General features: G+C 64.2%; 21 protein-coding genes. 8 read left to right on the top strand and 13 right to left on the bottom strand.

Features of this window, described 5'->3' with window-relative positions; translation table 11 throughout:
* Positions 1 to 102: 102 nt before the first annotated feature.
* The 4 genes from nrdE to B4394_RS10615 form a co-directional block, all read right to left on the bottom strand.
* Positions 103 to 2184 (bottom strand): class 1b ribonucleoside-diphosphate reductase subunit alpha, encoded by a 2082-nt coding sequence (gene nrdE / locus B4394_RS10630; RefSeq protein ID WP_286142032.1) that lies wholly within the window; start codon positions 2182 to 2184, stop codon positions 103 to 105.
* 53 nt (positions 2185 to 2237) lie between these two features.
* A complete protein-coding gene (gene nrdI, locus B4394_RS10625; protein WP_078294033.1) occupies positions 2238 to 2678 on the bottom strand; it encodes a class Ib ribonucleoside-diphosphate reductase assembly flavoprotein NrdI in 441 nt (146 codons plus the stop codon).
* Positions 2679 to 2706: 28 nt separating this feature from the next.
* Complete coding sequence (locus tag B4394_RS10620) at positions 2707 to 2949, bottom strand: redoxin NrdH (protein WP_078314991.1); 243 nt, start codon at positions 2947 to 2949, stop codon at positions 2707 to 2709.
* 447 nt (positions 2950 to 3396) lie between these two features.
* Entirely contained in the window at positions 3397 to 4197 is an 801-nt protein-coding gene (locus B4394_RS10615; protein ID WP_176138298.1) for an SDR family oxidoreductase, read from the bottom strand.
* A 118-nt stretch (positions 4198 to 4315) separates the two neighbouring features.
* Between B4394_RS10615 and B4394_RS10610 the strand changes: the two genes are divergently transcribed.
* On the top strand, positions 4316 to 5632 hold the full coding sequence (locus B4394_RS10610; protein WP_078314990.1) for an MFS transporter: 1317 nt from the start codon (positions 4316 to 4318) through the stop codon (positions 5630 to 5632).
* 55 nt (positions 5633 to 5687) lie between these two features.
* Here the strand turns inward: B4394_RS10610 and B4394_RS10605 are convergent, their stop codons facing one another.
* A complete protein-coding gene (locus B4394_RS10605) occupies positions 5688 to 6245 on the bottom strand; it encodes an NADPH-dependent FMN reductase (protein WP_078308833.1) in 558 nt (185 codons plus the stop codon).
* 116 nt (positions 6246 to 6361) lie between these two features.
* On the opposite strand from B4394_RS10605, the gene B4394_RS10600 reads away from it, so the two are divergent.
* Entirely contained in the window at positions 6362 to 6976 is a 615-nt protein-coding gene (locus tag B4394_RS10600; protein WP_078308832.1) for a TetR/AcrR family transcriptional regulator, read from the top strand.
* Positions 6977 to 6998: 22 nt separating this feature from the next.
* The gene (gene nadE / locus B4394_RS10595; RefSeq protein WP_078314989.1) at positions 6999 to 7820 is read left to right on the top strand and encodes an NAD(+) synthase; all 822 of its coding nucleotides are present in this window, start codon (positions 6999 to 7001) and stop codon (positions 7818 to 7820) included.
* Here nadE and B4394_RS10590 read toward each other — a convergent pair.
* Positions 7817 to 8701 carry an SDR family oxidoreductase gene (locus B4394_RS10590; protein WP_078314988.1) on the bottom strand — a complete coding sequence of 295 codons (885 nt, stop codon included), beginning with the start codon at positions 8699 to 8701 and terminating at the stop codon, positions 7817 to 7819. The two genes, nadE and B4394_RS10590, sit on opposite strands and share 4 nt — an antisense overlap.
* A gap of 137 nt (positions 8702 to 8838) precedes the next feature.
* Here B4394_RS10590 and B4394_RS10585 point away from each other — a divergent pair, with 137 nt between their 5' ends.
* Positions 8839 to 9714 carry a DUF4349 domain-containing protein gene (locus B4394_RS10585; RefSeq protein WP_502688368.1) on the top strand — a complete coding sequence of 292 codons (876 nt, stop codon included), beginning with the start codon at positions 8839 to 8841 and terminating at the stop codon, positions 9712 to 9714.
* Here the strand turns inward: B4394_RS10585 and B4394_RS10580 are convergent.
* Complete coding sequence (locus B4394_RS10580; RefSeq protein ID WP_078309012.1) at positions 9685 to 10308, bottom strand: TetR/AcrR family transcriptional regulator; 624 nt, start codon at positions 10306 to 10308, stop codon at positions 9685 to 9687. The two genes, B4394_RS10585 and B4394_RS10580, sit on opposite strands and share 30 nt — an antisense overlap.
* Positions 10309 to 10424: 116 nt before the next feature.
* Here B4394_RS10580 and B4394_RS10575 point away from each other — a divergent pair, with 116 nt between their 5' ends.
* Positions 10425 to 11903, top strand: coding sequence for a cytochrome P450 (locus tag B4394_RS10575; protein ID WP_078314987.1), 1479 nt, complete (start codon positions 10425 to 10427; stop codon positions 11901 to 11903).
* 10 nt (positions 11904 to 11913) lie between these two features.
* Here the strand turns inward: B4394_RS10575 and B4394_RS10570 are convergent, their stop codons facing one another.
* From B4394_RS10570 to B4394_RS10560, 3 genes are all read right to left on the bottom strand, one after another.
* Positions 11914 to 12363 carry a 2-isopropylmalate synthase gene (locus B4394_RS10570; RefSeq protein ID WP_078314986.1) on the bottom strand — a complete coding sequence of 150 codons (450 nt, stop codon included), beginning with the start codon at positions 12361 to 12363 and terminating at the stop codon, positions 11914 to 11916.
* A gap of 145 nt (positions 12364 to 12508) precedes the next feature.
* Entirely contained in the window at positions 12509 to 13501 is a 993-nt protein-coding gene (locus B4394_RS10565) for a CobW family GTP-binding protein (RefSeq protein WP_078308826.1), read from the bottom strand.
* A gap of 52 nt (positions 13502 to 13553) precedes the next feature.
* The gene (locus B4394_RS10560; RefSeq protein ID WP_078309011.1) at positions 13554 to 14363 is read right to left on the bottom strand and encodes an SDR family oxidoreductase; all 810 of its coding nucleotides are present in this window, start codon (positions 14361 to 14363) and stop codon (positions 13554 to 13556) included.
* A 176-nt stretch (positions 14364 to 14539) separates the two neighbouring features.
* Between B4394_RS10560 and B4394_RS10555 the strand changes: the two genes are divergently transcribed.
* Positions 14540 to 15202, top strand: coding sequence for an NAD(P)H-binding protein (locus B4394_RS10555; RefSeq protein WP_078308825.1), 663 nt, complete (start codon positions 14540 to 14542; stop codon positions 15200 to 15202).
* Here B4394_RS10555 and B4394_RS10550 read toward each other — a convergent pair.
* Positions 15199 to 16215, bottom strand: coding sequence for an LLM class flavin-dependent oxidoreductase (locus B4394_RS10550; protein ID WP_078315039.1), 1017 nt, complete (start codon positions 16213 to 16215; stop codon positions 15199 to 15201). The two genes, B4394_RS10555 and B4394_RS10550, sit on opposite strands and share 4 nt — an antisense overlap.
* A gap of 32 nt (positions 16216 to 16247) precedes the next feature.
* Between B4394_RS10550 and B4394_RS10545 the strand changes: the two genes are divergently transcribed.
* Entirely contained in the window at positions 16248 to 16739 is a 492-nt protein-coding gene (locus B4394_RS10545; protein WP_078308824.1) for an SRPBCC family protein, read from the top strand.
* Here the strand turns inward: B4394_RS10545 and sigC are convergent.
* Positions 16736 to 17287, bottom strand: coding sequence for an RNA polymerase sigma factor SigC (gene sigC, locus B4394_RS10540; protein WP_078308823.1), 552 nt, complete (start codon positions 17285 to 17287; stop codon positions 16736 to 16738). The two genes, B4394_RS10545 and sigC, sit on opposite strands and share 4 nt — an antisense overlap.
* A gap of 76 nt (positions 17288 to 17363) precedes the next feature.
* Here sigC and B4394_RS10535 point away from each other — a divergent pair, with 76 nt between their 5' ends.
* Entirely contained in the window at positions 17364 to 18773 is a 1410-nt protein-coding gene (locus tag B4394_RS10535; protein ID WP_078314985.1) for a PepSY-associated TM helix domain-containing protein, read from the top strand.
* Here the strand turns inward: B4394_RS10535 and B4394_RS10530 are convergent.
* On the bottom strand, positions 18762 to 19481 hold the full coding sequence (locus tag B4394_RS10530; protein WP_078294326.1) for a DUF2275 domain-containing protein: 720 nt from the start codon (positions 19479 to 19481) through the stop codon (positions 18762 to 18764). The genes B4394_RS10535 and B4394_RS10530 overlap by 12 nt on opposite strands.
* Positions 19482 to 19491: the final 10 nt, after the last annotated feature.

The raw sequence follows: 19491 nt of genomic DNA, 5'->3' as shown, positions 1-19491 counted from the left end.
CCAGAGGCAGCTGGTTGAGCGGCGAAAGTAGATCGCCGTCGCCCAGATAAAGAAGCAGGCCAGGGAGCATTTCCCCTGGCCTGCAACCTATCTAGAACACTCCTACAGCATGCAGGAAACGCAGCCCTCGACCTCGGTGCCTTCCAGCGCCATCTGCCGTAGCCGGATGTAGTACAGCGTCTTGATTCCCTTGCGCCAGGCGTAAATCTGCGCCTTGTTCACGTCGCGTGTGCTGGCGGTGTCCTTGAAGAACAGCGTCAACGACAGGCCCTGATCCACGTGCTGAGTCGCCGCGGCATAGGTGTCGATGATCTTCTCGTAACCGATCTCGTACGCATCCTGGTAGTACTCCAGGTTGTCGTTGGTCAGGTACGGCGCCGGGTAGTACGCGCGCCCGATCTTGCCTTCCTTGCGGATCTCGATCTTCGAGGCCACCGGGTGGATCGATGACGTCGAGTGGTTGATGTAGGAGATCGACCCGGTCGGCGGCACCGCCTGCAGGTTCTGGTTGTAGATGCCGTGCTGCTGCACCGACTCCTTCAACCGCTGCCAATCATCCTGTGTCGGAATGCGAATCCCGGCATCGGCAAAGAGCTGCCGCACCTTGTCGGTCGCCGGTTCCCACACCTGCTCGGTGTACTTATCGAAGAACTCGCCGCTGGCGTACTTCGACCTCTCGAAGCCACCGAAGCTCTTGCCGCGCTCGATGGCAATACGATTCGACGCCTTCAGCGCGTGGTACAGCACCGTGTAGAAGTAGATGTTGGTGAAGTCCACGCCCTCTTCGGAGCCGTAGTAGATCCGCTCGCGAGCCAGGTAGCCGTGCAGGTTCATCTGCCCCAGGCCGATGGCGTGAGAGTCGTTGTTGCCCTGCTCGATCGAGGGCACCGACCAGATGTGCGTCTGATCCGACACCGCGGTCAGCGCGCGAATCGACACCTCGATGGTCTGCGCGAAATCCGGGGAGTCCATCGTCTTGGCGATGTTCAGCGAGCCTAGGTTGCACGAAATGTCCTTGCCCACCTTGGCGTACGACAAGTCATCGTTGAACAGCGAGGGCGTCGACACCTGCAGGATCTCCGAGCACAGGTTCGAATGGGTGATCTTGCCCTCGATGGGGTTGGCCCGGTTCACAGTGTCCTCGTACATGATGTACGGGTAACCCGACTCGAACTGCAGCTCGGCGAGGGTCTGGAAGAACTCGCGCGCCTTGATCTTCGTCTTGCGGATCTGGCCGTTATCGACCATCTCGTAATACTTTTCGGTGACGTTGATATCGGCGAACGGCACGCCGTACGTGCGCTCGACGTCGTACGGCGAGAACAGGTACATGTCCTCGTTCTTCTTCGCCAGCTCAAAGGTGATGTCCGGAATCACCACGCCCAGCGACAGCGTCTTGATACGGATCTTCTCATCGGCGTTCTCCCGCTTGGTATCCAAGAAACGAAAGATGTCCGGGTGATGCGCGTGCAGGTACACGGCCCCGGCGCCCTGACGAGCACCCAGCTGGTTGGCGTAAGAGAACGAGTCTTCCAGCAGTTTCATGATCGGGATGACACCCGAGCTCTGGTTCTCGATGTTCTTGATCGGCGCGCCGTGCTCGCGAATGTTGGTGAGCAGCAGGGCCACACCGCCACCGCGCTTGGACAGCTGCAGTGCCGAGTTGATGGAGCGCCCGATGGACTCCATGTTGTCTTCGATGCGCAGCAGGAAGCAGGACACCGGCTCGCCGCGCTGCTTCTTGCCCGAGTTGAGGAAGGTGGGGGTGGCCGGCTGGAAACGTCCGTCGATGATCTCGTCGACGAGCTTCTCGGCCAGCGTGGTGTCCCCCGAGGCCAGCGTCAGCGCCACCATGACCACACGGTCTTCGAAACGCTCCAGGTAGCGCTTTCCGTCAAAGGTCTTCAGCGTGTAAGAGGTGTAGTACTTGAAGGCGCCCAGGAAGGTCGGGAACCGGAACTTCTTGGCGAACGCCCGGTCCAGCAGCGACTTCACGAAGTTGCGCGAGTACTGATCAAGTACCTCGCGCTCGTAGTACTCCTTCTCGATCAGGTAGTCGAGCTTCTCGTCCTGATTGTGGAAGAAGACCGTGTTCTGGTTGACGTGCTGCAGGAAGTACTGCCGTGCCGCCGCGGCATCCATGTCGAACTGGATCTTGCCGTCTGCGTCATACAGATTGAGCATGGCGTTGAGGGCGTGATAGTCCAGCTCGCCGTGAGCCGAGCCGTGCGCAGAGGTCACAGGTTCTGCAGTTGTCGCGGTTGGCGCCACGGTGTGTCCTTCCAAAATTCGTCGAGTCCAGAGAGCACCTGCTGCACGTCTTCTACGGTGCCCATGAGTTCAAAGCGGTACAGATACGGCACGTCGCACTTGGCCGAGATGACCTTGCCGGCGTAGCAGTACTCCGCACCGAAATTGGTGTTCCCGGCCGCGATGACCCCGCGGATCAGGGACCGGTTGTGTTCGTTGTTGAGAAATTTCACGACCTGCTTGGGGACGTATCCCCCGGCCTGACCGGGAACTGGATGTCCACCGCCGTACGTCGGCACGACCAAGACATAGGGGTCGTCAACCTCGATGTCACCACGCAGCGGGATCCGGGTAGCGGGAACACCCAGCTTCTGAACGAAGCGGTGGGTGTTCTCCGACACGCTGGAGAAATAGACCAGATGGGCCATGCCCGGCTCCCGTACTACTTACTACTTATTAGGCAGAGACTGCGACTGCGCCAGCGAGCGCCTTGATGCGGTCCGGGCGGAAACCCGACCAGTGATCGTCACCGGTCACGACCACGGGCGCCTGCAGGTAGCCGAGCGCCATCACGTAATCGCGCGCCTCGGGAACCTCGGTGATGTCCACGACGCTGTACTCAATGCCCTGCTTGTCGAGGGCCTTGTACGTCGCGTTGCACTGTACGCAGGCGGGTTTGGTGTAGACGGTGATGCTCATGCGTAGCTCCTCAGCGAATCGATCGTGTACGTCTCAACAAAGTTTTCAGCAGTCCAGCACCCCGGAAAATTCCGTGTCGCCCGTGGTGGCTGAGCGCCAGGATCAGCCAGAAGATCTGGCGAGAATCCGGGCCGGGCGGCCCGGATTGATTCCCGGCCTTTCGGTGTTCCAGACACTACACCTAGTGTCCGACAATCGGAACCTATACAAGATGTTCTGAACAACATTCATGAAATTCCCTGGTCGTGAGACCTCTCACCCCTGAAATGTGGGCGTGTCGTATTCGCGGCGTGTCCGGGCCCCGGGCAGTGGCTGGACCACATGTGGTGTCCACCACCGGGCACCGATACCGGCTAGCAGATCACCCGCCACCGGGCAAACCTTGTAGCCCGGCAAGTCTGTGGAAACTGTGGAGTTCTGTGGACGAATCTGGGGACAGATTCCGATCTAGCGGAAGAGTCCCACGTTGTCGGCCACCCACCGCGCGAAAGTGGTACCCGGGTACCCGGTCAGATCGGCCACCAAGGTGTTCGCCGGCTGTTCGAAATCAGGGTCGGTCAGGGTCTCGATGTACCACTGGGCACGATCTCCCATCGTCGGCCTCAGCTCGCGTACCGCCTCTTCGGCTGAGCTGATCACGTAGCGCACATCCAGGCCCGCCACATCGGCGATGGTCTGCACCAGCTGCTGACGGGTCACCGTCTCGGGACCGGTAATCGGATACCTCTTACCCAGGTGCTCATCGCCCGAACAAAGAACCGCCGCGGCCACCCGCGCGATGTCATCCATGGCGATGGGCGATTGGGCCGCGTGGCGCTCCGGTTCGTGGACCGCGCCGGTGCGGTTGATCTGTTCGGCCCACATCGCATAGTTCTCCATGAACTCCCCCGGACCGAGCTGCGTCCAGCCGACGCCGCTGTTCTCGACGGCCGCGGCCTGCTCGGCCCACCACGACGCATCCCCCGCCAGCGCCACCACATGCCCCACCCCGGCGGCGTCCGCCAACTCCAGCACGGCCACGGCCGTGGACGGCAGCGGCGCCAAGTACATCCGTTCGACGCCGTCGAACACCCCCGCGAGACTCTCGGGATTGCCCAGATATCCGAGGACCGGCGTCACCCCCTCCGGCAGTGCCGCCTTCTCCGGCGAGGTGGTCAAGGCTCGAATATCGCCGACACCCAAGGCAACGAGATGATCCACGACCTTCCGGCCGATGTTCCCGGTGGCGCCAGTGACGAGAACGGTCATGCCCGGCAAGCTACCGGGCATGACCGACAGTCTCGCGCTCGTGAGACTCGTAGGTTCCCAGCACAACGGCAGTGCGCCCTAAGCTGCCACGCATGGAACCGAGTCAGATCGCCCCGCGATGACGTCCTCCCCCGCGGAGCCACAGCAGCACGTGACGGGCGGAGATGTCAGCCCCCGCAGAGTGTTCATGGCCAGCGCGGTCGGTTCTGCCATCGAGTTCTACGACTTCTATATCTATGGCACGGCGGCCGCACTCGTCTTCCCCGCTGTCTTCTTCCCGAATCTCAGCCATTCCCTGGCACTGTTCGCGTCCATCGCCACCTTCAGCACCGCATTTCTGGCCCGGCCGGTGGGCGCCGCCCTGTTCGGCCACTACGGGGATCGCTTCAGCCGCAAGGGCACCCTGGTGGTCACGCTGATCACCATGGGGCTCGCCACCATGGCGGTTGGCCTGGTTCCCGGCGCCGCCTCGATCGGGGCGGCCGCGCCGACGGCCATTGTCTTGCTACGACTCGTGCAAGGCATTGCGGTCGGCGGCGAATGGAGCGGAGCGGCACTGCTCTCCTCCGAGTACTCGCCAAGCCGCGTCCGCGGCCGCGCCGCGACGGCGGTGCCGATCGGGAGCTCGACCGGGCTCCTGCTCAGCAGTCTGGTCTTCCTCATCGTCAGCATCACGGTCGGGGAAGACAGCCCGGCATTCCTGTCGTGGGGATGGCGAGTGCCCTTCATCGCCAGCGGGCTCCTGGTGGCGGTCGGGCTGTACATCCGGCTCCACATCGCCGAGACACCAGAGTTCGCGCAGGCGAAAGCTCAGGACAGGCTGGTGAAATCGCCGCTGCGGCACGTGATGACGGAGAGCCCTCGCACCCTGGTGCTGACCTGCGGGACCATGCTGATCATCTTCACACTGTCCTTCATGACCAATACCTACTTCCCCGGATTCTCGAGATCGGAGTTGCACTTCTCCCGCGCGGCCATACTCACCGCCGGCGTGCTCGGGGCCGTGGTCCTCATGGTGTCCGCTGCTGTGGGCGGAATCCTCAGTGACCGACTAGGCCGGCGCCGGGTGATCTTGACCAGCATGGCGCTGATACTCCCGTGGACGCTGCTGGTCACCCCCCTGTTGGCCAGTGGCCCATTCTGGGCCTACCTGGCAGCCATGGTGCTCACCTATGTGCTGTTCGGGCTCGCATTCGGACCGATGGCGAGCTTCCTTCCAGAGTCCTATCCGGTGGGCACCCGTTACAGCGGCACCGGCGTGGCATTCAACGTGGCCGGGGTGTTCGGAGGCGCCATCCCGCCATTGATCGCCGGCCCGCTGCAGAGCACTCTGGGCAGCTGGGCCGTCGGCCTGATGCTGCTGGTGATTTGTGCCATCAGCGTCGCCTCGGTCTCTGCCATGAAAGAAACATGGGCCGGATCAACTAGCCAGTAACGAGAACGGTCATGCCCGGCAGGTGCGGGGCATGACCGTCCCTCGACCCTACAAATCAGCTGTGCGAAGCGGACGTCAACGCGTCCAGCGCCTTGGTCAGCTCGGCAACCGTCTCCGCGTGTTCCCGTGGGTGCTTGCCATCGAACGCCGAGGCCGGGACCGCGAGCTTGATGTCATCGAGGACGTTGGCCGTCGCGATGGAGGCCACCTTGCGGGTGTCGTCGATCGCCCAGATGCCGCCGTACCTACCAGCCGACGTTCCAATGACGACGGTGGGCTTGCCCTTGAACACGCTGCTGCCGAATGGGCGAGACAACCAGTCGAGTGCGTTCTTCAATGCGCTCGACACAGTGCCGTTGTTCTCGGGGCTGACCAGCAGGACCGCATCCGCACCGGCGACGGCGGCGCGCAGCGACTCCACCGGCGCGGGGGCGTTGTCGCCATCAATGTCCTCGTTGTAGTGCGGCAGTTCGGCCAGACCCTCAAAGATGTTCACGCTTACACCGGCCGGCGCGTTTTCCACGGCGGCCTCCGCGAGCTGCCGATTGAGCGATGCCTTACGCAGGCTTCCGACAATTGCCAGCACGTTCTTCTCTGCCACTTTCTCGGCCATGGGGAACACCTTTCATCAGAACGGCACGTTTGTCGCGCCTACGTCCTTCTTCTCTGTCACGTTCTACAATACGGACTGCGGTCCGTATATTTCCCCGGCGCTAGTATCGAGGTGTTATGCCTGGTCAAGAAATACCCCTGCTTTCTGTCGACCTTGCGCAGAATCCCACCCGGGAACGTGCCGTCGCCACGCGCAACCGCGTTCGCCTCTTGGAAGCCGCACGACAGATTCTCGACGAAGTCGGTCCGGACAACATGTCCATGGACGCCGTCGCCAACGCGGCAGGCGTGGGCAAGGGGACCCTCTTCCGCCGATTCGGCAGCCGCACCGGACTGCTGCTGGCACTGCTCGACCACGAAGAACACATTGAGCAGCAGGCATTCATGTTCGGGCCGGCGCCCCTGGGTCCCGATGCACCTCCGCTGACCCGGCTCATCGCATTCGGACGAGCCCGGCTCGCCTTCCTGGAACGGCACCTCGACCTGGCACGCGCCACCACCGCCGATGCCGACGCCTGGCACAACGCACCGCCCACCCTGCTCGTCCGCGCACACATCCGGATGCTGCTGGCCCAGCTCGAATGCACCGGCGACCTCGACGCACAGACCCATGCCCTGATGTCGATCATCGATCCCGGCTACGTGCACTTCGCCACCAACGCCAACGGCCAGACACTGACTGGGCTCGGCGACGCGTGGGAGGACCTGGTGTGCAAGGTGTGCGCACGCTGACCGAGCGTTCTACAGTCGGGCAATGAGCACCCTTCGCGAAGAGATCCGGTCCGCCCTCGACGTCTCTCCCACGATCGATCCGGCCGCCGAGGTGTCGCGACGGGTGGGGTTCCTCAAGGACTACCTAAGAGTCAGCGGGACAGCGGGATTCGTCCTCGGCATCTCCGGCGGACAAGACAGCGCCCTGGCCGGGCGGCTGTGCCAGCTGGCGGCGCAGGAGTCACGACTCGAAGGGACGGAGGCCGAGTTCATCGCGGTGCGGCTGCCCTACGGTGTACAGGCCGACGAGAACGATGCCCAAGTGGCCCTGAGGTTTATCGACCCCGACCGCTCCATCGTCATCAACGTCAAAGACGCCTCGGATGCCGCGGTGCATGCGGTGGCCGACGCACTCGGCGAGACACCGTCGGACTTCGTGCGCGGCAACATCAAGGCCCGGGAACGCATGGTCGTCCAATACGCCGTCGCCGGTCAGCACCGGCTGCTCGTGGTCGGCACCGACCACGCCGCCGAGGCCGTCACGGGATTCTTCACCAAGTTCGGCGATGGTGGCGTCGACGTCACCCCGCTCACGGGACTCACCAAACGTCAAGGTGCACAACTTCTTTCCCACCTGGGCGCTCCGGAGAGCATCTCACACAAGGTGCCCACCGCCGACCTGGAAGATGACCGGCCCGCGCTCCCCGACGAGGTCGCACTCGGCGTCACGTACGCACAGATCGACGATTACCTGGAGGGCAAGGCGGTCACCGTCGAGGCCGCCGACCGTATCGAACGCTGGTACCTGCAGACTCGGCACAAGCGCACCGTCCCGGTCACCCCGTTCGACGGCTGGTGGCGCTAAGAGTCCGTCGACGGCGGATTCGTCCCGGACTTCTGAAATCCGGGACGCAGCGCGTTGGTGAAGGCGTGATTGACGAGCCGCATCGCGACGCTGTACGGCCACCACAGCGTGCGTTTGAACAGATAGAGCGCGCGGATATCGACCCCCGTGTAGACGAGGTAACGGTTGTGGCGGATGCCGTGCAGGATCCGGTCGGCCACCTTCTCGGGCGAGGTGGCATGCCCCACGAACCGGTTCACCCACTTACTGACATCGGGGTTGTCGCGGTCCACGCCGGCGATGTCGACGGTGCGCACCAGCGGAGTGTTGACGGCGCCCGGCACCACCACGGTGACGCCGATCTTGTAACGAGCCAGATCGAAGCGCAGTACCTCTGAGACGCCACGCAGCCCGTACTTGCTGGCGCTGTAAGCGGCATGCCATGGCAGAGCCACCAGGCCCGCCGCCGACGACACGTTCACGATCTGACCACCGTTACGCGCCTTGATCATCGCGGGCACAAGACTCTCGATGACGTGGATGGGCCCCATCAGGTTGATATCGACCACCGAGCGCCACTGCTGATGGGAAAGCCTGTCTACGGATCCCCATACGGATATCCCCGCGATATTGAGCAGAACATCCATGCTCGGATGTGTCTCCAGGATGTCGGCCGCGAAGGCTGCGACGGCGTCATAATCGGAGATATCGAGCGCCCGGTAGGCGCTGACCGTCCCTCCGGCGGCCGTGATCTCCTCGACCACGGACTCGAGTCCGTCCGCGGCCCGATCGGTCAAAAACAGCTCGGCGCCCTCGCGCCCCAGACGCAGCGCGGTGGCCCGTCCGATCCCGCTGGCGGCCCCGGTGACGAAGCATCGCTTACCGGTGAAGTCGTATGCCATTACTGAACCGTACCGGCCGTCATTCTTAAATTTCTGCGCGGTCCAATAGCAAACGGTACCTTCGGAATATGACGATTGATAGCACGCAATCTCGCCGCGGTTGGTTACCTTGGGCAACTACAATTGCAGTAGTGCTGATAGCCGCCACGGCATGCGCGGGCGGAACCTCGTCCCGCCTTTCGCGGGGCGCAGACGACGCTCCCGCCGCCCCCGCCGCCTCCACCTACACCCAGGCTCCGGCGGCCCCCATGCGCGACTCGATGCAACAGGCCCCGCAATACGGCCCGCCGACGGAGGCCAAACGGGACATCGTCAAGACCGGGACCATGACGATCGTCGTGCCCAATCCTTCCGAAGCTGCCGACAAGGCGGCCGGGTTCGCCGAATCGGCCAATGGCCGGGTGGAGAGCCGCTCGGAGGATGCGGGATCTGGATCCGGCCGTGCACACACAGCCATCGTGCTGCGAGTACCCGCCGCCAAGCTTGACGGCGTTCTTCGCGATCTCAAGGAGCTGGGCAAGGTCAAGTCCGCCGACACCAAGAGCGATGACGTGACTGCGCAGCGGGTCGATCTGGACGCCAGAATCGCGGCGCTGCAGACCTCCGTCGACAGACTCCTGGGGATCATGCGCGATTCCAAGGACACCGAGGCCCTGATCCAGGCCGAAACCGAGTTGTCCAAGCGTCAAGCCGACCTCGATAGTCTGCGGGCACAACGCAACCAGCTCGGAGAACAAGTCGCCTACAGCTCGGTCACCGTCACGTTCCTCGCCGAAGAAGTGGGCCTGCCGCCGACACCGCCCAAGTACCAAGGGTTCTTCGGACAGATCGAGCGTGGCTGGGATGGGCTCGTCGCGGCGGGCAACAACGTGCTGTTGCTGTTCGGACTGCTACTCCCCTGGCTCGGCGTGTGCGCAGTCCTCGGCGGAATCGGTTACGGCGTTCGCCGGGTGGTGCGGCAGCGCCGATCCGAGGCGACTGAGCTATCGACCCAAAAGGCTGACACGCCATAGGGTCTCGATAACCCCAAGCGCCCGAGCGGGATCGGTGTTACGCCCGACGAATGAGCTATCGCCCGACACCGTCGACGCGGTCAACGCCACCAGTGACCGCACCAAAGCTGGCAGATCGTCTGAGATCGGTTGGGCACCACGTTCATTCACTTCGATCTCGGCGATCTTGAGGATCTTCTCGATCACAACGTCGGTGAGGTCGTCGAGCAGACCGGCGATTGTCGGATCGGTGATCCGCGCCTCCTGACACGCCTTCATCAACGGGTCGTTATGCGCGAAGGAGGCCGCGGCACTGCCCACCATGCGGTTGGCGAACTGTTCGGGAGTCTCCTCCTCGCCACGCGGCGCGAAGTAGTGCGTGAGCTCGTCGAGCTCCGCGAAGGCGTCGCCAACCATCTGCGCGAGCACCGAGTACTTGCTGTCGAAATAGAAGTAGAACCCTGATCGGCCGACGCCGGCCCGCTCACTGATCGCGCTGACGGACAGCTCGGCAAAACTGTGGTTTTCCGCGATCAGCTCGGCAACAGCCGTCATGATCGCGTCGCGCTGACGATCACCACGGGTCTGCGTGCCACTGCGCGCTGGACTGACCACCTGCACAGTTTGCACCGAAACACCGCATGAACAGAACTTGACACCCGTCAAGTTCTGCGGCGAAGATGATCTAGAGCACACCGAAGTGCTAGTCGCGAGCGAAGGAGCCACGCCCAATGGCGACGATCAGCAGCACCGATTACCTCATCGACCAGGCCAAACGACGTCTTCCCACCATGAACACCCTTCCGGGTATGGGATACATCGAGAACTACCTCAACAATCGCGACTGGCCACTGACCGAACTGGCGCCGCCGCCACCCGGAAGCGGCCTGAAGCCCGTGATGGGTGACCAGGGCCTGCCGATGCTCGGGCACATGATCGAGATGTTCCGCGGGGGAATCGACTGGGTGCTCAACATGTATCAGGAGCGCGGCCCGGTGAGCTGGTCACAGACCCCCATTGGCAAGATCGTCGCCGCGCTGGGCCCCGACGCCACCCAGGCGGTGTTCAGCAATGCGAACAAGGACTTCTCGCAGCAGGGCTGGGTCCCCGTCATCGGCCCCTTCTTCAGCCGGGGACTGATGCTGCTGGACTTCCAGGAGCATCGCGAGCACCGTCTGATCATGCAGCAGGCGTTCCTGCGCAGCCGCCTAGCCGGCTATGTGGAGCAGATCGATTCAGTGGCAACCGAGATCGTCGCCCAGTGGCCCACCAACGACCGCCGGTTCCTGTTCTACCCGGCCATCAAGGAGCTGACCCTGGATGTGGCCTCGGTGGTGTTCATGGGCAATGAGCCACATGCTCAACATGAGCGGCTCGACAAGGTCAACAAGGCGTTCGTCGCGACCACCCGTGCCGGTGGAGCCATCTTCCGCTTCGGCGTGCCTCCCTTCAAATGGTGGCAGGGACTACAGGGGCGCAAGCTGCTCGAGGAGTACTTTGCCGAACGGGTGGGTATTGCCCGCCGCAAGGAATCGGGTGCCGACATGTTGACGGCGTTGTGCCACGCCGAGACGGACGAGGGCGACGCCTTCACCGATACCGACATCGTCAACCACATGATTTTCCTGATGATGGCCGCGCACGACACCACCACGTCGACAACCACGACGATGGCCTACTACCTGGCCGCGAATCCCGAATGGCAAGAACGGGTTCGGGAGGAGTCGGACCGTCTCGGCGACGGCCCGCTGGACATCGACGCGCTCGAGAAGCTGGAGAGCCTCGATCTGGTGATGAATGAGGCGTTGCGCCTCGTCACGCCACTGCCCTTCAATATCCGCTCCGCGGTGCGCGATACCGATCTGCTCGGGTTCCACATCCCGGCCGGAACGATGATCAACATCTGGCCCGGCATGAACCACCGGCTACCCGAATTGTGGACGGACCCGGACAAGTTCGATCCCGACCGCTTCGCCGAACCGCGAAACGAGCACAAACGCCATCGGTATGCGTTCTCGCCGTTCGGCGGGGGTGCGCACAAGTGCATCGGCATGGTGTTCGGCCAGCTGGAGATCAAAGCGATCATGCACCGACTGTTGCGGCAGTACCGGTTTGAGCTGACTCATCCCAGCTACGAGGCCAAGTGGGACTATGCCGGCATGCCGCTGCCGATCGACGGCATGCCCATCGTCCTGCGCCCCTTGCACTGAGCACGCGAGGTTAGCAACCCAGACGGTTAGCGCAGGCAGTGACCGCCTTGAGCGACGAGGTCGTGGCATCGTGCGCACGGCCCATCGCCCAGGCGGTGCCAGTGCCGTTGGTGCCGCGCACAAAAGTGCACGTCTGATCGCCGTCGCGCAGCTGATGGAAGCTGAGCGTTTCCATCCGTATCCCCCGCTCGGACAGCATGGCGGTCAGCGCTGCCATGGGTCCGCACGCGGCGGCCGTCGACGATTCGATGCACTCACCGATCGCGAGCATGGCCCGGTAGATCCCGTCGGCCTCGGACCATTGGCCCAGCCTCAGGGAACCGCCGCCGCGCTCGTACGTCTGACAGAACGAGGCCCAGGACATGTCACCGGCCTCTTCGCGCAAACCGCGCGGCAGTGGGACGCCGAAGCGGTCCATGAACGGATCGATCTGCGGGAAAATTGTTGTTGAGGAATGCATGTGCCGGTCTTTCATCTGATGTGGAAAGTGACCGACAGGTAGTAGCTTCGACCCACAGCGAGGGGTCGGTCTGGATCAGACCCCGCTGCGGGTTGCTACTACGAGAAGACGCTGCACGAGAACCAACACTAGACGCGGCGTCTGATTAGCGCAAATACTTTCCCAGGACCACCATCGATCGCTCATGGTCGGGATCCGGCGGATCGTCGACGAGAGCGTGCAGACGCTCGGTGATGCTGTCGCCGTCCAGGTGCGTACCGATGAGCACGAAATTCGCCCCCTGTGGCAGCCCCGTCCGCTTGGGCGCCTTGTCGATGGTGATGTGATCGCCCACGGTGTGCACCGCGAGTGTCTTGTCACCGATCCGCGCCACCCCCTTGATCCGGTACACGCCGGCGGGCTGACTGTCCAGGAATTCGATGAGGCGCCGGGGATGCAGAGCATGCTCGGTCGCGAACTCGACCGTCTCGTAGTGGTGATGCGCATGCTGATGGTGGCTGTGATCCTCGCGGATGAGGTCCTCCAGTGAGAGCTGACCTATCGGCGCCGGGCGCTCCTTCTTGTCGAACAGCAGCCGGGGGTCGACATCGGCACCGCTGGTCTCCACGATCGACGCGCGCGGGTTGCGTTCCTTGACGACGGCGCGCAGGTGGGTGCGATCCGCGGCGTCGGCCAGGTCAATCTTGTTGAGAACCACCAGATCCGCCAGGGTCAGATGCTGGGCGATCTCCGGATGCCGTTCCGCGACGTCCTCGTACTGGGCGGTGTCGACGACGGTGACCAGTCCCCCGTAGCCGATCCGGTTGTCCTCGGCCGCCGCCGCCAGCACCATGCGCACCAGCGGCAACGGCTCAGCCAGGCCGCTCGCCTCGATGACAATGGCGTCGATATCGCGGCCCGCGAGAGCGGTCAGCATGCCACCGAGTTCATCGTCGTCAGCGGTGCAGCACAGGCATCCGTTGGACATCGTCATGGTCGAGTCAACCTGACCGGCGACCAGCATGGCGTCGATGTTGATGGCCCCGAAGTCGTTGACTACTACACCGATTCGCACACCCAGGGTGTTGCGCAACAGGTTGTTCAGCAGCGTCGTCTTACCGGCGCCCAGGAAACCGGAGACGATGGTGACCGGGATCAAGCTGGGTCCTCGACACTTCTCCGCACGCCACCAGTGTAGGTAAGGCCGGCGACTAGTTGATGGTGGAGATGATGCCGCCGTTGACGAAGATGGTCTGGGCGGTCGTCCACCCCGATTCCGGAAGAACCAGCAGCCTGGCCACTGGCAGAATGTCGTCGCCGCGACCGATCTTGCCGTTGATGCTCATCGATTCCAGCCAGGCGATGTTGTCATCGGACTCCGCCGGATAGAAGAAGCTCGTTTGCAGAGGCCCAGGCGCGATGCAGTTGACCGTTATTCCGCGGCCGCCAACCTCTTTGGCGAGCGCCTTGGTGAAGTGCTCCACGGGGGCCTTGGATCCGGCATAGGCGCTATAGGTGGGCGCCAGCGCCCCCACCATGGTGGTGACGAAGCTCAGAATCCGGCCGTCGTCGGCCATCCGGCGCGCTGCCTCACGCATCATGAAGAACACCGTCTTGGCGTTGGCGTTGAACACGCCGTCGTATTCGTCCTCGGTGATATCCGCCAAAGGTTTCCGCACGATCATGCCCGCGGTGTTGATCAGGATGTCCCAGCGCCCGAATGCCGCGAAAGTGGCGTCGGCGAGCTTGGTGCAGTTCTCGGGAACCGCAAGGTCGGCCTGGAAGCTGACCGCCTCGCCGCCGGCCTCCTCGATCTGCCGAACGACCTCGGCCGCCTGCTCCGCCTTGTTATCGCTGCGGTAGTGCACCACGATCCGGGCGCCATCATGGGCCAGCGTCCGGGCAAGTGCCGCACCCATGTTCGCCGACGCCCCGGTGATCACAGCCACCTTCCCCGCCAGCGGCCATTCCTGCGGACGATACGGTTGGACCGGATCAATTGCCCCGGGGATCTCGACCATGTCCACTCCCTCTAGAAGTCAGCCAGCAAAGACCGAGCGTAGCGAGATATCAGACGGTCCGGCCAACAAGAGATTGTTGACAGCTAACAAGCATCTTTTGTGAGAAGTCCCCTGAGCGGGAATGTCCGCACTACCGCCACCGTTATCGGTCGTGGGCTTACGAGAAGGAACACACCATGCCGCAGAAAGTCGTCGTCGCCGGTGGCCACGGGCAGATCGCCGCGCACCTGATCCGTCTGCTCGCGGCGCGTGGTGATGACGCCGTCGCCCTGATTCGCAATCCCGACCATGCGGACGATGTTCGGGCATGGGGCGGGCAACCACGGGTTCTCGACCTGGAATCTGCCGACGTGAGAACGGTCGCCGGCGCCCTGGAGGGGGCCGATGCCGCCGTCTTCGCGGCGGGAGCGGGACCGGGCAGCGGGCCGGCGCGCAAGGACACCGTGGACCGTGCCGCCGCCGTCCTGCTCGCCGACGCCGCGGAACAGGCACGGGTGCGCCGGTTCATTCAGATCAGTGCCTTCGGCGCCGGTGAACCCGTACCAACGGACGGGGACGAGTCGTGGATCGCCTACGTGATCGCCAAGACGGCCGCCGAGGAGGACCTGCGTGCTCGCGGCGGCCTGGATTGGACCATTCTGCGTCCCGGTCTACTCACCGACCAGGATCCGACCGGATTGGTTGCCTTGTCGGCCAGCAGGATTGAACGGGGATCAGTTCCCCGTGCCGATGTCGCGGCAGTGACTGCCGAACTACTCACCGCGCCGAACACGGTGCACGACATCCTGTTCCTCACCGAGGGCGCCACCCCGATCACCAGCGCGGTACGCGTGCTCTAGAGCAGAGCGAAGAGACGATCGAGCGCGCGTAGCTGCTCGTCGAATGGGGTGTCGAGCTTGACCAGCAGCGTCGAGATCCCCGCGGCGCGATAGCGTTCCAGCCGCTCACCGATCATCTCATCGGTTCCGACGAGGTTGGTGAGGCGCCCCAGATCGTCGGGCACGGCCCCGCGGGCGGCGTCACGATCTCCTGTGCGCCACAAGGATTCAACCGCGCGGACACCATCGCCGTAGCCGAGTCGGGTGAACGCCTCGTTGTAGAAGTTTCGCCCAGAGATCCCCATGGCGCCAATGGTGAACGCGTATCCAGCGGCATGGCGCCTGATTGCGGCAGCGGCATCGGTTGCAGTGTCGGCGAATTCGAGAGCAACCGGCGCCACCAGGTCAATGTCCTCCAGCTTCCGTCCGGCGGCCACGGCGGCGTCACGGATGGGGCCGAGGAACACTTCGGCCAGCTCCGGGATGAAGGAGTTGCCGAGCCAGCCGTCCGCGAGCTCACCGGCGAGCGCCAGGTTCGCCGGCCCCATGGCCGCGACGTAGATGGGCACATTTTGCGGCGCCACCATGGGCCGCAAGGGTTTTCCTGCGCTCCCCGGCAACGGCAGCGTGTATACCTCGCCCTCGTACTGGAGCCGCTCCCCACGTGCCACCATCCGGACGATGTCGATGGTCTCCCGCGTGGTCCGCACCGGCTTACTGAAGCGCACACCATGCCACCCCTCCATCACCTGCGGTCCGGAGGCTCCCACACCCAGGATGAAGCGTCCGCCGGAGAGCTGTTGAATGCTCAGCGCCGACGTCGCCAGCATCGCCGGCGATCGCGACCCCAGCTGAACCACGAAGGTTCCCAGCCCAATGGTCTCGGTACGGGCGGCCAGGTAGGCAAGGCCCGTGAGGGCGTCGTACCCCCACACCTCGGGCACCCAGAGCGAGGCGACACCCAGCCGCTCCGCGCGGCGCGCGAAGTCGGCGGCGCCCGGCAACCTCGGCTCGATCGTCACACCAATACGCATCCGGCCCTCCATCACCTCAGTAGGATCAGCCTATGCGATACCGCGACTGCCCCACTATCGAAGTGTCCCAACGCATGTCGGGGACTGTGCCGGAAGCCTGGGCTCTCGTGACCGATATCGCCTTTCCCACCTACTGCACGGGCGAGCTCATCAACGTCCAGTGGCTGGACGGCGCCGACAAAGTTGCGGTCGGCGCGCGATTCAAGGGCACCAACGGCGGGGACGGCAGCCAGTGGGACACGGTATCGGTGATTACCGAGGTCGAGCCCGAGTCTCGCTGGGTGTGGAATGTGCTCTCCGAGGGCGGCACCTACGCGGCGAGTTGGGGTTTCGAGGTGGAGCCGGCGAGCGACGGAGTGATCGTCCGGCAGTGGGGCCGGCTCGGTCCTGGCCCGTCGGGACTGACACCGGCCATCGAAGCCATGCCCGACAAGGAAGCACGCATCGTGTCGCGCCGCCTGCAGGACTGGCGCGTGGGGATGGAGGCCAACCTCCAGGAGATCGCCGAGCGCTTGTCGCGCTAGCCGGTCAGATTCTCGGGCTCGGCCCAGCCGATGAGCTCGTCGCGGGCCCGGGCCACACGGGACCGGATAGTGCCGATGGCACAGCCACACACGTCGGCCGTCTCCGCGTAGGACAAGCCAACAACTTGGGTCAGCACCAGCGCCTCGCGCCGATCATCGTCGAGCGCGGCCAGAAGTGCCTTGAGCTCTACCAACTCCTCGAACCGGTGCGTCGGGCGTCGCAGCGAGGCTTCTTCCAGATCGGCCCCGTGCGCGATACGCGGCCGGGACTTCAGGTGGCGAATATGGTCGGCCACCACGCGGCGGGCGATCGACAGCAGCCAGGTGCGCACCGTCGAGCGCCCGGCGAAGCGCGGGAGCGCACCGAGTGCCCTCAGGTACGTCTCCTGGGTGAGGTCGTCAGCGACACCGGTATCGGCCAGGTAGGCGACGAATCGCCACACATCGGATTGGGTCGCCTTCACCAGAGATTCGAGGGCGGATTTGTCGCCACGACCGGCGGACAGCGCAATCTCAAGCAGCTGCTCGTCGTCGGTGCCGGTGGCCACGACTCCTACTCTATGTCGTAGACCTTCGGAGGTGAACAGCGGGAACTCTTTAGCCGGTTCATCCGACCAATATCCCGTGACATATACCGAGGATCGGCCCGAGGCTCGTGAGTCCCAGCCCGACACCGTGTGGGGACGATTCGCACCGATCGTACTGCGTCTGCACTTCTATGCGGGGCTCCTCGTCGGGCCATTCCTCCTGGTCGCAGCGCTGACCGGGCTCGCCTATGCGCTGGTGGGGCAGGTCGATTCCGCCGTGTACCGGCACGAGCTCAAGGTCGATTCCGTCGGATCCCAGCAGTTGCCGATGTCGCAACAGGTGGCGGCGGCGACGGCGGCACAGCCGGCAGGCACGGTGACGTCCATCCGCCCGCCAGCACTCCCCGACGACACCACCCGGGTGGTGCTGGCCGTCCCCGACGACCCCGATGTTCCCGCCGACTACTCGCGCACGGTGTTCGTCGACCCCTACAACGGGGAGATCCGCGGAACGTTGACCACGTACGGTGAGTGGCTGCCGGTGCGCGCCTGGTTCGACGAACTTCACCGGAACCTGCATCTGGGCGAATTCGGGCGCAACTACAGCGAGCTTGCCGCCAGCTGGTTGTGGGTGGTCGCGCTCGGCGGACTGTTCCTGTGGATCGGCTATCGCCGACGCACCGGGCGGCTCAGCAGGATCGCCGTCCCCGATCGCGATGCCACCCCACGCCGCCGCAGATTGACCTGGCATGGCGCCGTCGGCGTCTGGATAGTCGTTGGGCTGCTGGCACTTTCGGTGACCGGGCTCACCTGGTCACGGTATGCCGGCACCAACATCGGCAACATCACCCAGGCGATCCGGCCGGCACTGTCCACGGAACTCGACCCGACAGCGGCCAAGCCGATGACCGGCCACGAACACCACGGCGCCGCCCCCGCCTCGGCAGGGGACCCGCTCGCCGGCGTCAACACGGTGCTGCAGGCGGTGCGCGAAGCCGGGCTGCGCGGCCCGCTGTGGATGACCCCACCTCCGGAGGCCAACACGGCCTGGCTGGTGTCGGAGCGCAAGCGCAGCATCCCGACGTACCTTGACGCCGTCACGGTGAATCCATCCAACGGGGAGATCACCGGGCGCAGCAATTTCTCGGACTGGTCACTGCTGCAGAAGTCGACCGAATGGGCGATCGACGGCCATATGGGCATCCTGTTCGGAATCCCGAACCAGATACTGGTGGCGCTCATCGTGATTGGGCTCATCACCGTCATCACGCGTGGCTACCTGATGTGGTGGCGCAGGCGCCCGACCAAGGGTGGTCGCTGGCCGGTGCTGCCGCGACGCGGTGGTCTGCTGGCCCTCAAGCCGCTGGAGCTGATAGCACTGGCCGTGGTGGTCATCGGGATTGGTTGGTTCACACCGCTGCTGGGAATCTCGCTGGGGGTGTTCCTCGCCATCGACCTCGTATGGGGGTTCGTGGCCGGCCGCCAGTCCGGGGTATCAGGCGGCTGAGTTATCCGCGGAGCGCAGATGCCGCTCCCCCGGAGCCACTTCGTCAAGGAACACGGCGCGGTGCTGATTGGGCGGAGTACGTCCAGCCCGGTAGTCACGCAGGACCAGTAGCGCGAAGATCAATCCGAGGAGCACCGGCGAGTGGCTGACGATGCGCGCCAGGGTGACCTGATCATTGACGGCGTCGTTGATGACGTATCCGGTGAGCACGAGCGCGAAGGCGCCCAACACCGTTGCCATACCGGCCGCCGCGGCGGGACGGACACCGGCGATCACCATCGCGACCCCAAGGGCCACCACCCAGGCGGTGGATTCATTCATGAGGTGCGCACCGGTCATCGCGCCGTGGTGATGCGAGGACACCATTCCGAAGTCGATTCCGGCGACCTGCATGCCGGCTACACCCAGCTGGAGCAGCCCGATGAGCACCAGTGCACACCGGTTGATGTTGTGACGGGCCCAGTGCGCGTAGCGGGCCGTACGGGTCAGGGGTTCGACGGCCGCAGCAGCCAGGATCTGTCCGGCCAGGTCGTGGGTCGGAGCCGAACGCGCGTAGGCGAACTGACGGTCCAGCCCCCGCGCCCGCCCCAGCCATTCCCGACAGGAAGCGCAGGAGAGCACATGCTCATCCAGACGCTTGCGCGCGACGCTCGCCTGCTCACCGTCGACCCACGCCGACAGCTGCTCGCGCACTTCCTGACAGTTCACCCCTCCATCG

Source organism: Mycobacterium sp. D16Q16 (assembly GCF_002013745.1).
In the GTDB taxonomy this organism is placed as follows: domain Bacteria; phylum Actinomycetota; class Actinomycetes; order Mycobacteriales; family Mycobacteriaceae; genus Mycobacterium.
Note: the sequence above shows the minus strand (reverse complement) of the source record. Positions and strands in the feature narration are given on the sequence as shown.

What these genes read in the sequence shown, in the direction of transcription:
- nrdE (WP_286142032.1), bottom strand. Translation starts at nt 2,184, where the DNA reads ATGCTCAATCTGTATGACGCAGACGGCAAGATCCAGTTCGACATGGAT.
- nrdI (WP_078294033.1), bottom strand. Translation starts at nt 2,678, where the DNA reads ATGGCCCATCTGGTCTATTTCTCCAGCGTGTCGGAGAACACCCACCGC.
- B4394_RS10620 (WP_078314991.1), bottom strand. Translation starts at nt 2,949, where the DNA reads ATGAGCATCACCGTCTACACCAAACCCGCCTGCGTACAGTGCAACGCG.
- B4394_RS10615 (WP_176138298.1), bottom strand. Translation starts at nt 4,197, where the DNA reads ATGACCGTTCTCGTCACTGGCGCCACCGGGAACATCGGCCGGAAGGTC.
- B4394_RS10610 (WP_078314990.1), top strand. Translation starts at nt 4,316, where the DNA reads ATGACGTCCTCCCCCGCGGAGCCACAGCAGCACGTGACGGGCGGAGAT.
- B4394_RS10605 (WP_078308833.1), bottom strand. Translation starts at nt 6,245, where the DNA reads ATGGCCGAGAAAGTGGCAGAGAAGAACGTGCTGGCAATTGTCGGAAGC.
- B4394_RS10600 (WP_078308832.1), top strand. Translation starts at nt 6,362, where the DNA reads ATGCCTGGTCAAGAAATACCCCTGCTTTCTGTCGACCTTGCGCAGAAT.
- nadE (WP_078314989.1), top strand. Translation starts at nt 6,999, where the DNA reads ATGAGCACCCTTCGCGAAGAGATCCGGTCCGCCCTCGACGTCTCTCCC.
- B4394_RS10590 (WP_078314988.1), bottom strand. Translation starts at nt 8,701, where the DNA reads ATGGCATACGACTTCACCGGTAAGCGATGCTTCGTCACCGGGGCCGCC.
- B4394_RS10575 (WP_078314987.1), top strand. Translation starts at nt 10,425, where the DNA reads ATGGCGACGATCAGCAGCACCGATTACCTCATCGACCAGGCCAAACGA.
- B4394_RS10570 (WP_078314986.1), bottom strand. Translation starts at nt 12,363, where the DNA reads ATGCATTCCTCAACAACAATTTTCCCGCAGATCGATCCGTTCATGGAC.
- B4394_RS10560 (WP_078309011.1), bottom strand. Translation starts at nt 14,363, where the DNA reads ATGGTCGAGATCCCCGGGGCAATTGATCCGGTCCAACCGTATCGTCCG.
- B4394_RS10555 (WP_078308825.1), top strand. Translation starts at nt 14,540, where the DNA reads ATGCCGCAGAAAGTCGTCGTCGCCGGTGGCCACGGGCAGATCGCCGCG.
- B4394_RS10550 (WP_078315039.1), bottom strand. Translation starts at nt 16,215, where the DNA reads ATGCGTATTGGTGTGACGATCGAGCCGAGGTTGCCGGGCGCCGCCGAC.
- B4394_RS10545 (WP_078308824.1), top strand. Translation starts at nt 16,248, where the DNA reads ATGCGATACCGCGACTGCCCCACTATCGAAGTGTCCCAACGCATGTCG.